Origin of the sequence: Streptomyces sp. NPDC048751 (assembly GCF_043198595.1) — a bacterium.
Taxonomy (GTDB): domain Bacteria; phylum Actinomycetota; class Actinomycetes; order Streptomycetales; family Streptomycetaceae; genus Streptomyces.
In genome coordinates this window covers 233,828-245,765 of record NZ_JBICUX010000006.1, presented here as the reverse complement: position 1 = coordinate 245,765, position 11,938 = coordinate 233,828, and the positions used below count along the sequence as shown (strand labels likewise).

Here is an 11,938-nt window from a genome sequence, read left to right as displayed (position 1 = left end):
CGCCCCTAGGGTGAACACATGACGACCACACAGATGCCGGTACAGACCCGTTTCGACTTCGCGAGAAGCGCCCCCAAGGCCTTCCGCGCCCTGATCGGATTCGACGCCGCCGCCCGCCAGGGCCTCGACCCGGCCCTCGTCGAACTGATCCAGATCCGTGCCTCGCACCTCAACCACTGCGCGTACTGCCTGCACATGCACACCAACGACGCGCGCAAGGCGGGCGAGAGCGAGGACCGGCTGCACATGGTCGCCGTCTGGCGCGAGGCCCGGCACTTCTTCACCGAGAGGGAGCAGGCCGCCCTCGCCCTGACGGAGGCGGTCACCCTCGTGGCGGACGACGGCGTCCCGGACGACGTCTACGCCCGGGCGGCGGCGCAGTTCGACGAGGAAGAGCTGGCCCAGGTGCTGGCCGTGATCTTCGCGATCAACACCTGGAACCGTGTGGCCCTGGCCACGGCGAAGGTGGCGGGCACGGACGACCGCCACTGACCGCCAGGCGGCACCCTCTTCTCATACAGCCATCGGCCGGTCGTACGGCGATATCGGCGCCGGCAGTCGCGAACTCCCCGTCAGATGACGGTCGACCGCCGCCGCCACGGCACGCCCCTCCGCGATCGCCCACACGATCAGCGACTGACCGCGCCCGGCGTCCCCGGCGACGAACACCCCCGGCACGTTCGTCGCGAAGTCGGCGTCCCGCGTGATCGTGCCGCGCGGTTCCATTTCGAGCCCCAGCTGATCGATGAGCCCGTCCGCGCGGTCGGGCCCCGAGAAGCCCAGGGCGAGCAGCACGAGATCGACGGGGAGCGCACGCGCCGTACCCGGCTTCGGCCGCCGACCCGCGTCCACCTCGACCAGGTGCAGCGACCGCACATGCCCGTCCCCGTCGCCGGTGAAGCGGAGCGTGGACGCCGCGAACAACCGCGCGTCCGCGTCCGCCGCCGGGGCGGTCCGCAGATCCCCGGCCTCCTCGTGAGCGGCCGACAGCCGGTAGATCTTCGGATACGTCGGCCAGGGCTCCGCGTCCTCGTCGCGCTCCGCGCCCGGCTGGGCGTAGATGTCCAGCTGGGTCACGGACGCGGCGCCCTCCCGCACCGCCGTCCCCAGGCAGTCCGCCCCGGTGTCGCCGCCGCCCACGATGACGACGTGCTTCCCGGCGGCCGACATCGGCGAGACCGCCAGGTCTCCCTCGCGGACCCGGTTGGACAGCGGCAGATACTCCATCGCCTGGTGTATCCCGGACAACTCCCGGCCCGGCACGGGAAGTTCCCGCCACGCCGTCGCCCCGGTGGCGATCACCACGGCGTCGTACCGTGCCCGCAGCTCGGCGGCCCCGACATCCCGCCCGACCGCCGTCGACGTGCGGAACTTGGTCCCCTCCGCGCGCATCTGCTCGATCCGCCGTTCGAGATGCCGCTTCTCCATCTTGAACTCGGGGATGCCGTACCGCATCAGCCCGCCGAGCCGGTCGTCCTTCTCGTACACGGCGACGGTGTGGCCCGCGCGGGTCAGCTGCTGCGCCGCCGCGAGCCCCGTCGGCCCCGACCCGACGACCGCGACGGTCCGCCCCGAGAGGCGGTCCGGCGGCCGCGGCGGCACGAACCCGTCCTCCCAGGCACGGTCGGCGATCGCGCACTCGACGTTCTTGATGGTGACGGCGGGCTGGTTGATCGCGAGGACACACCCCGCCTCGCACGGCGCCGGACACAACCTCCCGGTGAACTCGGGGAAGTTGTTCGTGGCGTGCAGCCGGTCGCTCGCCGCGCGCCAGTCCTCCCGGGACACCAGGTCGTTCCACTCGGGGATCAGATTGCCGAGTGGGCAGGCCTCGTGGCAGAACGGGACGCCGCAGTCCATGCACCGGTCGGCCTGTTTGCTGATGATGGGCAACAGCGCCCCCGGGACGTAGACCTCGTCCCAGTCCCGGACCCGCTCCTCGACCGGCCGACGGGGCCAGTCCTGGCGCGGTGTCGTCATGAATCCCTTGGGATCGGCCATGGCCGTCTTCCTTGCGTACGGGTACGACGGACTGCCGAGCGTCGTCGGGCGGCACTCTTCGGCCACGATACGTCCCATTGGCCCTGGGCGCAGGAGGCCGGTCACCTTCCGGGACAGCGCTTTCCCCCCTTGGCGGGCCACGGCTCCCCGTCGGGTTCCGGCCTCAGCTGAGCGCCAGCGCGTACGACAGGGCGGCGGCCGCCGAGGCGACCGTACGGACGTGGTTCCACACCGTCCACTGGCGGACGTACGAGGGCCAGTAGGCGGCCGCCTCGGCGGTGCCCGGGTCCAGCTTCATGAGCATGTCGTTGCGCGGCACGTTGCCGACGATGGTCACCCCGAACGCGCCGACCAGGTACAACGCGCTGCCCAGCAGCAGCTCCACCGCTCTGCCGTCCGGCCACAGCACGAAGGTCACCACCGCGGTCACCGCGCACAGCCCCGCCGAGCCGATGAAGACGATCATGAACGCCGGTTTCAGGGCGGCCCGGTTGATCGCGTTCATCGCGGCGACGCCCTGCGCGGTCGGCAGTGCCGCGAGCCCTCTCATCACGAAGGTGGAGAAGGCGCAGAAGACCCCGGCCACCAGCCCGGTCCCGAGCACGCCCAGCAGCGCCAGCACGCCATACGGTTCATCGCTCATGTCAGCGTCAACTCCCACGTCGAGCCGAGATCCATTCCGCAACACCTCTCACCGCCACCCGTACGACCAGTGCATCCCGGCACGGGCGCGGCGACCATGGCCGAGGACCGCGCGGGCACACGCGCGCGTCCAGGATTGTCGTACTTACCCCGCCGGCGGCCTCCGGTGGGTCTCACCCGGCGCCGCCGATCTCCTTCTCCCATCCCCATCCCCGCAGCACGGCCTCCACTCCCGCCGCGATCCGCCGCCGCGCCTCGTGCCGCGGCAGCCCGCTCATCAGGAGCTGGTCGTACGGCGTGTCCAGGTGCCGTACGGAAGCCACGACCGCCGACACCACCGCCATCTCGGTCAGCGCCCGCCCGGCCGCGCTACGGCCGACCCGCCCGCTGCCCCGCACCGAGGCGTGCGCGGCGATCGCCCGGGCCCGGTCCTCCGGGCAACCGGGAAGCAGCCGCCGTATCTCCGCCGCGAACACCTCCGCGAACCGCGCGTCCTGCGCCGCCCGCCGCCGCGCGTCTCTCGCCCGTCGCCGGCGACGGGCCTCCGCGTCCTCCAGGCACCGCTCCTCGGCCCGCGCCAGCCCCGCCTCCTCGACGAGGACGCCCTGCCGCTCGTAGCGCCCCTTGCGCCGGTTGAACCGGACGACCACCGCCGACAGCGTGCTCTCCTCCCGCGATCTGCGCGTCAGCGCCGTGTCCCCGCGCGGCAGGAACACCAGGTGGCCGAGATCGGCGCAGTCGAGGCACCGGGGCGCACCGTCCTCCAGCAGAAGCAGCCGCAGCGGACCCCGGCGGCACTCGGCGCAGTGTTTCCTCCTGATCGGCTGGATGGCGAGAAGTCCGGTGCGGGGCGGGGGAGGAGCGACGGCTGCCATGAGGGGTTCATTCTCGGCGGGCCCGGAAGCGAACCCCCGAACGGTGCGGCCAGCGGCTGACGCATCATGGGCCGTGTGCGACTCGAAGCGATCACCTGGGACCGGCTCGGCGACCTCCTCGCCGAGCGGCTGCTCGACCTGAAGCCGGACGACGGCAGCCCCTGGCCGCGCGTCGCCTTCGACGGCGCTCCGACGGCCCGCCCCGGAGACCTGGCCGCACGGGTCGCCGACGCCCTGCGCCTGCGCGGACGCCCCTCGCAGACCGTCGACACACACGGCTTCCTGCGTCCCGCCTCGCTCCGCCTGGAGTACGGCCACCAGGACGTGGAGGCCTACTACAACGGCTGGTTCGACACCGGCGCCCTGTGGCGCGAGGTGTTCGGCCCCCTCGAACCCGGCGGCGACGGGCGGATCCTGCCCGACTTCTGGGACCCCGACTCCGACCGCGCCACCCGCAGCCCCTACGTCCCCCTCCCGCCCGGCGGCTTCCTGCTCCTGCACGGCCCCCTCCTGCTGCGCCACTGGTTCCCCTTCGACCTCACCGTGCACGTCCTCCTCTCCCCGGGCGCCCTGCGCCGCCGTACCCCCGAGAACGACCACTGGACCCTCCCCGCCTTTGAGCGCTACGAACAGGAGACCGACCCCGCCGACACGGCCGACGTCCTGGTGCGCGCCGACGATCCCCGCCATCCGGCGTGGAGCGGCCTGCCCGGGGCGTCGGGCTGAATCCCGGAAACCACTACCGTGCTCATCTCCTCCGTCGACGGACGCCAGAAGGTGCGCAACCTCCGCCGCGACCCCCGCATCAGCCTCTCTGTCTCGACCTCGTCAACCCCTACACCTCCGTCGAGATCCGCGGCACCGCCGAGATCCTCGAGAAGGACGACGAGGTCCCCGTGATCATCCGTGTCGTGCCGCGGAGGATCGTGGGTTTCGCGGCCTGACGGCGGTGGCCGCGCGACGCCCCCGACCCCGCCGGGCCCGGGGTGCGTCGGACCGCGGGGGCGGCAAGAATGAAGGGCAACGGGACCAGCGGTGCGTCCGCGCCGCGCCGGCCGTCCGGCACCGGAGGTATCCCATGACCACCGCCCGAGACATCATGCACCGCGGCGCCCAGTGGATCCCCGCCCACGAAACCCTGGACCGTGCCGCCCAGCTCATGCGTGACCTGAACGTGGGAGCCCTGCCGATCAGCGACCAGAACGAACGGCTCTGCGGCATCCTCACCGACCGCGACATCGTCGTCGGCTGCGTCGCGCTGGGGCACGACCCCGCCAAGACGACCGCCGGTGAACTGGCGCAGGGCACGCCCCGCTGGATCGACGCCGGCGCCGACGTCAGCGAGGTGCTCCACGAGATGCAGGAGCACCAGATCCGTCGGCTCCCCGTCATCGAGGACAAACGGCTGGTCGGCATGATCAGCGAGTCCGACCTGGCCCAGCACCTGACGGAGGACCAGATCGGCGCCTGGGCCGAGAGCGTCTACGCGAGGACTGCCCCGCACTGACCCCGGACCCGGGCGGGACGGGTCAGAGCCAGCCGTTGCGACGGAAGCCGCGATACAGCACCAGGCACGCGACGGATATGAGGGCGAGGACCATGCCGTAGCCGTACCGCCAGTGGAGCTCCGGCATGTGGTCGAAGTTCATGCCGTACACCCCGCACACCATCGTCGGCACGGCGACGATCGCGGCCCACGCCGTGATCTTCCGCATGTCCTCGTTCTGCGCGACCGTGACCTGGGCCAGATGCGCCTGAAGGATCGAGTTCAGCAACTCGTCGAAGGAGGCGATCTGCTCCGTGGCCCGCAGCAGGTGGTCGGAGACGTCACGGAAGTACGCCTGTATCTCCGGCTCGACCACCCGGGTCGGCCGCTCCGCCAGCTCCCGCAGCGGACGACCGAGCGGCACCACGGCCCGCTTCAGCTCCAGCAGTTCGCGCTTGAGCTGGTAGATACGGCCAGGGTCGGCCCGGGCGCCGTTCTCCGCGAAGACATCCGTCTCGACCTGGTCGATGTCCGCCTGCACCGCGTCGATGACATCGAGATAGTCGTCGACCACATGGTCCGCGATCGCGTGCAGCACCGCCGCCGGGCCCTTGGCGAGCTGCGCCGGATCCGACTCCAGTTCCTCGCGCAGCGGACCCAGCGAGCCGTGCCGGCCGTGGCGCACCGTGATCGCGAAGTCGCGGCCCACGAACACCATGATCTCGCCGGTGTTCACCACCTCGCTGGTCGCGGTGAGCTCCTCGTGCTCCACGTAGCAGACCGTCTTGAACACCGCGAACAGCGTTTCGCCGTACCGCTCCACCTTCGGGCGCTGATGGGCCTCGACGGCGTCCTCGACAGCCAGCGGATGCAGCTCGAAGAGCTCGGCGATGCCCGCGAACTCGGCGTTCGTGGGTTCGTGAAGACCGAGCCACACGAAACCGTCACCGCCCTTGCGCACCCGTTCGACGGTGTCGACCAGATCGCCGACCGCCGGGGCCCGGACTCCGTCCCGGTAGGCCACACAGTTCACGACCGAGGAGCCCAGCGGGGACCGGGCCGGGTGGCTCAGGTCGACACGCGGGCGCCGCCGGGCCAGCCGTGCCACCTTGCGGAGGCCACCGACCCTGTCGAGGCCGGTGACCTTCCGCAGATTCCCTGCCATGGACATCTGGATCTCCTTGCGTGGATCTCCCCGCACCGCATTCCTGCGCCTTGACGCGCCAGTTTGCCAGGTCGACGTAGGTGCCGGGTAAGGCTGTGGAAACGGAATGTTCCGCTTTGTTCCCGGCTGTGGACGACGGGCTTTCGGTCATCCGGTGCGACCGCCCAGTCGTGCCGGAGCGTCGGCCGTGCCGGACAAGCCGAGCAACTGGGATGATCGCGGCATGACGCGAACCGACGGGTACCTCCTCGACAACGGGCAGGCCGAGGCGGCGGAGCGCTTCGACGCCTTCGCCTCCCTCTTCGACCCCACGACGTTCCGGCACATCGAGGGATTCGGTATCGGCTCCGGCTGGCGTTGCTGGGAGGTCGGCGCCGGCGGCACCTCGGTGGTGTCCTGGCTCGCCAAGAAGGTCGGGCCGACCGGCAAGGTCGTCGCGACCGACATCGACACCTCCCGGCTGACCCCCGCCGCCCGGCCGCCGGTCGAGGTGCGCGTCCACGACGTCGGCGCGCAGGAGCCGCCGGGGGAGGGCTTCGACCTGGTGCACGCCCGGCTCGTCCTGGTCCATGTACCCGACCGGGACCGGGCGTTGCGGTCCATGGTCGAGGCCCTCCGCCCAGGCGGACGGCTCCTGATCGAGGACGCCGACCCCGCCCTGCAGCCCCTGACCTGCCCCGACGAGTACGGCCCCGAGCAGCAGCTGGCCAACCGGCTGCGGCAGGGCTTCCGCCGACTGCTCGCCGACCGCGGCGCCGACCTGGCGTACGGCCGCAGGCTTCCGCGTCTGCTGCGCGAGGCCGGGCTGCGCGACGTCACGGGCGAGGCGTACTTCCCCGTCGCCTCGCCCGCCTGCGCCGCCCTGGAGTCCGCCACGATCCGTCAGATCCGCGACGACCTCGTCGCCGCCGGACTCGCCACCGACGAGGACATCAACCGCCATCTCGCGAACGTGGCGTCCGGCACCATGGACCTGGCCACGGCACCGATGATCTCCGCGTGGGGGCGGAAGTGAGTGTGTTGCAGTGGCGGTGACTGTGGCGGTGGGGGCTGCGCGACGCCGGTGAGTGTGCGCCGTGAGCGGCGGTGAGTGTGCTGTGACGCCGGTGAGTGGTGTCGTCGCCACCCGGTGAGGACGTGCGGCGCTACCTCGCCGAGGGCGGTCGGCCGCCGACCCGCTCCACCGCGCGTGCCCCCGCTCGGCACCCCTCCGCCGCCGCGTCCTGTGGCTCGGCCCCCGCGAGGAGCGCGGCGAGGAACGCCCCTGTGAAGGCGTCGCCGGCTCCCGTGGTGTCCCGGGGAGTCGCCGGCCGGGCAGGGACTCGGGCGAGTACGGCGCCGTCGCGGGCCACCAGCGCACCGTCCGCGCCCTGTTTGGCGACGACCAGCGGAATGTGGCGACTGAGCTTGGCCGCGGCGTCCGCCGCGTCCGGCAACCCCGTCAGCAGACACGCCTCGTCGCGGCTGGGCAGCAGGACGTCCACCCCGTCGACGAGCGCCAGGAAACGATCGACGCCCAGCCCCACCAGAAAACCCGCCGAGGCCGGATCCAGACTCACCGGCACCCCACGCGCGCGGGCCGACGCCAGCGCCTCCGCCACCACCGCCCGGCCCGTGGCGGAGAACAGCAGGTAACCCGACAGGTGCAGCCGGACGACCCCGTCGAGCAAGGCCTCCGACCAGTCGCGGGGCTCGAGCCGCAAGGACGCGCCGCTGTCCGTGAGGAACGTCCGCTCGGCCGAGGCGTCCGTGTCGACGAGGCAGACCACCGTCCCGGTCGGCGCCTCCGCGTCGACGACCAGAAGGGGACGCACCCCGCAGGCGGCCAGCTCCCGCTCGTGCCACGCCGCGCTGTCACCGCCCACCCGGCCGAGCAGGCGCACGTCCGCACACCCCCGGTGCGCCGCCCAGCACGCCACATTGGCGCCCGCGCCACCCGGCAGTATCCGCACGGCGGCGGCGGTGTCGGTGCCGGGGGCGAGTGGCCCCCGGTGCCGGGCGACGACATCCGTGACCACGTCCCCGACGACCAGCAGCGCACCGTCCCGCGGCACGGTCATGCCCCGGCCCAGGCCGCCGCGATCCGACCCGCCAGCCGAACGTTGCCCCGTACCGCCGCCAGGTTGGCGCTCAGTGAGGCACCGTCGGTGTGCCGCACCAGGTAGTCCAGCAGGAACGGTGTGACCGCCTGGCCGGTGACCCCCTCCGCCTCGCACGCGTGCAGCGCGTCGGCGAGCACACGCGCGTGCAGCTCGGGATCCAGCTGCTCCTCCTCGGGAACCGGGTTGGCGACGATCAACGCCGACTCCGGGACTCTCAACGTGTCCTGTGCCCGCATCACCTCCGCCACCTGCCGCGGCGTGTCCAGCGTCCACTCCACGGGATGCCCGGAGTCGGACAGATAGAAGCCGGGGAAGCGGTCCGTGCCGTAGCCGGCCACCGCGACGCCCAGCGTCTCCAGCCGCTGCAGGGTCGCCGGCACGTCCAGGATCGACTTCACGCCCGCGCACACCACCGTGATCCGCGTCCGCGCGAGGAGGCCCAGGTCGGCCGACTCGTCCTGCGTCACCGTCCACTCCCGGTGCACCCCGCCGAGCCCGCCGGTCGCGAACACCCGGACTCCCGCCAGCGCCGCCAGCAGCGCGGTCGCCGACACCGTGGTCGCCCCGCTCGCCCCGGAGGCCACCGCGAGCGGCAGGTCGCGATGGCCCAGCTTGCGGATGCCGTCCTCGTTGGCGACCCGCTCCAACTGCTCCTTGTCCAGGCCGACATGGGGACGCCCGTCCAACACGGCGATGGTCGCCGGCACGGCGCCCTCCTGCCGTACGGCCGCCTCCAGCTCCTTTGCCACCTGCAGGTTGCGCGGGCGCGGCAGCCCGTGCGCGATGATCGTGGACTCCAGGGCCACCACGGGGCGACGCGCGTCAAGCGCCTCCCGCACCTCTTCCGACACCACCAGCACCACGCGCCTGCCTCCTGTCCGTCGGTCCACCCTCATCTCTGGCGAGCGGCACACCCGGTCAAACACGTGCGACCTGTGGGGGAGGACACCAGTGCGCCATGCATGACCGGCGCATCGGCGCAGCTTCCTCAGAACAGCGGCTCGGGCAGGACCCCCTCGAGGGCGAGCAGCTTCCGCTTGGTCTCCAGCCCCCCACCGAAACCGCCGATGCCGCCGTCGCTCTCCACGACCCGATGGCAGGGCACGACGACCGGCAGCGGGTTGGAGCCCATGGCCACGCCCACGGCCTGGGCGGCGCCCGGCTGGCCCACCCGGGCGGCCAGCTCGCCGTAGCCGACGACCGCCCCGCACGGGACGCCGGAGGCCAGCTCGCGCAGCACCTCCCGGTTGAAGCCGGAGATCAGCGACCAGTCCAGCGGCAGCTCGAAGTCACGCCGCCGCCCGGCGAAGTACGCCTCGACCTGACGTATCGCCTCGGCCAGCAACGGGGAGCCGGGCGCCTCGACGGGCTCGGTGCCCAGCCGGGACGCGAGCCGTTCCAGCGCCTTGTCGCGCACGGCGTCCGTCGCGTGGAAGACGACGTTGACCAGACCCTCGCGGGTCGCGGCCAGCAACAGCGGGCCGATGTCGGTGCCGACGACGGTCCACACGACCTGCTGCTCGTACTGCCCATGGCTGTCCATGCGCCCACCGTACGACCCGCCACTGACAACGCCCGGACACCCGGACAGGGGTGCCCCGGCGCCGAGGACCCGAGCGGTCACCGCCTCGCGGCCGGAGCGGGTCAGAACCCGGGTGTCAGCGCCTCCCGCACCACGTCGGGCTTGTTGGTGATGATGCCGTCGACACCGTACCCGGCGACGGCCCGGGCGGTGTCCGCGTCGTTGACGGTCCAGGTGAAGACCTCCACCGGCCGGCCGTGCGGTCCCGTGAACGCGTGGACGGCGGAGACGTACCCCCGGGAGATGGAACTGTACGAGGGATTGACCTGATCGGCGAACTCGGCGTAGCCCGGCAGGTCGGCCATCGCCGGCGTACCGAGGAAGCCGGTCTTGACGCCGGGCTTCAGCGCGTGGACGGTGCGCACACTGTCCGCGCTGAAGCTCTGGACGATCAGCCGCTCGGCGAGGTGCCGCCGGTCGAGCCAGCCCTCGTTACCGAGCAGCTTGAGGGTCTGTAGCTCGATGCCCGGATACAGCTCGGGGTTCTTGATCTCCAGGAGCAGCCTCTGGTGGTGCCGCTCGACACGGTCCACGTACTGCTCGAGCGTCGGCACGCGCGTGCCCGCGTACGCGGGGCCGAACCAGCTGCCCGCGTCGAGGCGCGCGATCTCGGCGGTCGTGAAGTCCTTCACCTTCCAGGGGGCACGGTTCGGGAACATCTCCTCCACATTTGTGGTGCGCCGCAGGCTGTCGTCGTGGATCACCACGAGTGCGCCGTCCCTGGTGCGCTGGACGTCGTTCTCCACCCACCCGATGCCCAGCTCGGCCGCCTTGTCGACGGCGGCCAGCGTGTTCTCGGGGGCGAGCGCGGAAGCGCCCCGGTGTGCGATGACGGTGGGCCGTGTGGCGATGCCCGCCCGGGCGTGGGGGGCGGGGAGCAGGAGGGCGGCGGTACCCAGGAGCGCGGTGGTCGTGGCCGCAACTGCGCGCGCGTGCATGCGTACTCCTCGCGTCTGATGATCACGGACAGCTCAACTGTGACAGCAGAGAGTCAACGGCGGAGGGGTACGGGATGGCCACAGAAGGAACGGAGTTTCCCAAGCCCGCACACTGGTGCCGCACATGTGCGGCAAGGACGTGTTTCTTTGCCGGAAAATCGTTCGACCATTCCGGTGGGGGTCATACTCTCTCTCGTCAACCCTGGCCGCTCGTGCGGTCCTGGCAGGGGACGCATTCCAGGGATTTCCGGAACACAACAGGGCGGAAGGGCAACCGCGTATGCAGGGCACGGTCGACGGATTCAGCTATGGCCTCGTCACACCGCTGGTGGCCTATCTCATGGCCTGCCTCGGCGGTGCGCTCGGCCTGCGCTGCACCACACGGGCCCTGCTGGTCACCCACTCCTGGCGCCCCGCGTGGCTGGCTCTCGCCTCCGCCGCGATCGGCTCGGGCATCTGGACCATGCACTTCGTCGCGATGATGGGCTTCACCGTCGAAGGGGCGCCGATCCACTACGACAAGCCGTTGACCTACGCCAGCCTCGGCGTCGCCATCGTGATGGTGGGCGTGGGGATCTTCATCGTCGGCTACAAGGGCGCGTCGGGAACGGCCCTGTTCACCGGGGGCACCATCACCGGTCTGGGCATCGCCTCGATGCACTACCTCGGCATGGCCGGCATGCGCCTGAACGGAACGCTGCAGTACAACACCCTCACCGTCGCCGCCTCCGTCGTCATCGCGATGGTGGCGGCCACCGCCGCCCTGTGGGCGGCCGGGCAGGTCAGAGGGTTCCTGTGGAGCGTGGGGGCGAGCCTCGTCATGGGGCTGGCCGTCAGCGGTATGCACTACACGGGCATGGCCGCCCTGAGCGTCCACGTCCATGCCACGGGCGGACCGGGCGCGGCGGACTCGCCCGCCGGTCTGCTCGCGCCGATGCTGGTCGGTCCGCTCGCCTTCCTCTGTCTCGCGGGCGTGGTGGTGCTGCGCGACCCGCTGATGGTCGTGGGCAAGCCGAACTGGACCCCTGTCGAGCACAAGCCGGGCGTACCGGCGCACACCCCCTTCCACCACACCGCCCGACGTGTCCCCCTGCGTCCCCGCAACAAGGTCGGCCACCGGGAGTCCCGCACCCCGCAGAACCGCTGA

At 71.8% G+C, this 11,938-nt stretch carries 13 protein-coding genes; 5 read left to right on the top strand and 8 right to left on the bottom strand.

Translation table 11 applies throughout. The annotated features are described in order from the left end of the window. The first annotated feature begins 18 nt into the window (after positions 1 to 18). Positions 19 to 492, top strand: a complete 474-nt coding sequence (locus ACGFNV_RS20895; protein WP_393624446.1) for a carboxymuconolactone decarboxylase family protein — start codon at positions 19 to 21, stop codon at positions 490 to 492. Positions 493 to 513: 21 nt separating this feature from the next. On the opposite strand, the gene ACGFNV_RS20890 is transcribed toward ACGFNV_RS20895, so the two are convergent. The 3 genes from ACGFNV_RS20890 to ACGFNV_RS20880 form a co-directional block, all read right to left on the bottom strand. Then, positions 514 to 2,001 (bottom strand): glutamate synthase subunit beta, encoded by a 1,488-nt coding sequence (locus ACGFNV_RS20890; protein WP_393624445.1) that lies wholly within the window; start codon positions 1,999 to 2,001, stop codon positions 514 to 516. A 163-nt stretch (positions 2,002 to 2,164) separates the two neighbouring features. Further along, positions 2,165 to 2,644 carry a DUF1772 domain-containing protein gene (locus ACGFNV_RS20885; RefSeq protein WP_393624444.1) on the bottom strand — a complete coding sequence of 160 codons (480 nt, stop codon included), beginning with the start codon at positions 2,642 to 2,644 and terminating at the stop codon, positions 2,165 to 2,167. Between the two features lie 172 nt (positions 2,645 to 2,816). After that, a complete protein-coding gene (locus ACGFNV_RS20880; protein ID WP_393624443.1) occupies positions 2,817 to 3,518 on the bottom strand; it encodes a DUF2293 domain-containing protein in 702 nt (233 codons plus the stop codon). Positions 3,519 to 3,584: 66 nt separating this feature from the next. On the opposite strand from ACGFNV_RS20880, the gene ACGFNV_RS20875 reads away from it, so the two are divergent. After that, entirely contained in the window at positions 3,585 to 4,244 is a 660-nt protein-coding gene (locus ACGFNV_RS20875) for a uridine kinase (RefSeq protein WP_393624442.1), read from the top strand. A 352-nt stretch (positions 4,245 to 4,596) separates the two neighbouring features. After that, positions 4,597 to 5,025 carry a CBS domain-containing protein gene (locus tag ACGFNV_RS20870; protein WP_393624440.1) on the top strand — a complete coding sequence of 143 codons (429 nt, stop codon included), beginning with the start codon at positions 4,597 to 4,599 and terminating at the stop codon, positions 5,023 to 5,025. A gap of 22 nt (positions 5,026 to 5,047) precedes the next feature. Here ACGFNV_RS20870 and ACGFNV_RS20865 read toward each other — a convergent pair whose 3' ends face one another. Further along, on the bottom strand, positions 5,048 to 6,175 hold the full coding sequence (locus tag ACGFNV_RS20865; RefSeq protein WP_393624438.1) for a magnesium and cobalt transport protein CorA: 1,128 nt from the start codon (positions 6,173 to 6,175) through the stop codon (positions 5,048 to 5,050). 217 nt (positions 6,176 to 6,392) lie between these two features. On the opposite strand from ACGFNV_RS20865, the gene ACGFNV_RS20860 reads away from it, so the two are divergent. Then, positions 6,393 to 7,184 (top strand): methyltransferase, encoded by a 792-nt coding sequence (locus tag ACGFNV_RS20860; protein ID WP_393624436.1) that lies wholly within the window; start codon positions 6,393 to 6,395, stop codon positions 7,182 to 7,184. Between the two features lie 130 nt (positions 7,185 to 7,314). On the opposite strand, the gene ACGFNV_RS20855 is transcribed toward ACGFNV_RS20860, so the two are convergent. From ACGFNV_RS20855 to ACGFNV_RS20840, 4 genes are all read right to left on the bottom strand, one after another. Beyond that, on the bottom strand, positions 7,315 to 8,229 hold the full coding sequence (locus ACGFNV_RS20855; RefSeq protein ID WP_393624435.1) for a carbohydrate kinase family protein: 915 nt from the start codon (positions 8,227 to 8,229) through the stop codon (positions 7,315 to 7,317). After that, the gene (locus ACGFNV_RS20850) at positions 8,226 to 9,131 is read right to left on the bottom strand and encodes a pseudouridine-5'-phosphate glycosidase (RefSeq protein WP_393624724.1); all 906 of its coding nucleotides are present in this window, start codon (positions 9,129 to 9,131) and stop codon (positions 8,226 to 8,228) included. The genes ACGFNV_RS20855 and ACGFNV_RS20850 overlap by 4 nt, the downstream gene beginning before the upstream one ends. Positions 9,132 to 9,259: 128 nt before the next feature. After that, positions 9,260 to 9,814, bottom strand: coding sequence for a methylated-DNA--[protein]-cysteine S-methyltransferase (locus tag ACGFNV_RS20845; RefSeq protein WP_393624433.1), 555 nt, complete (start codon positions 9,812 to 9,814; stop codon positions 9,260 to 9,262). A gap of 101 nt (positions 9,815 to 9,915) precedes the next feature. Continuing rightward, positions 9,916 to 10,791 carry a glycerophosphodiester phosphodiesterase gene (locus ACGFNV_RS20840; RefSeq protein ID WP_393624431.1) on the bottom strand — a complete coding sequence of 292 codons (876 nt, stop codon included), beginning with the start codon at positions 10,789 to 10,791 and terminating at the stop codon, positions 9,916 to 9,918. A gap of 280 nt (positions 10,792 to 11,071) precedes the next feature. On the opposite strand from ACGFNV_RS20840, the gene ACGFNV_RS20835 reads away from it, so the two are divergent. Beyond that, positions 11,072 to 11,938 (top strand): MHYT domain-containing protein, encoded by an 867-nt coding sequence (locus ACGFNV_RS20835; RefSeq protein WP_393624429.1) that lies wholly within the window; start codon positions 11,072 to 11,074, stop codon positions 11,936 to 11,938.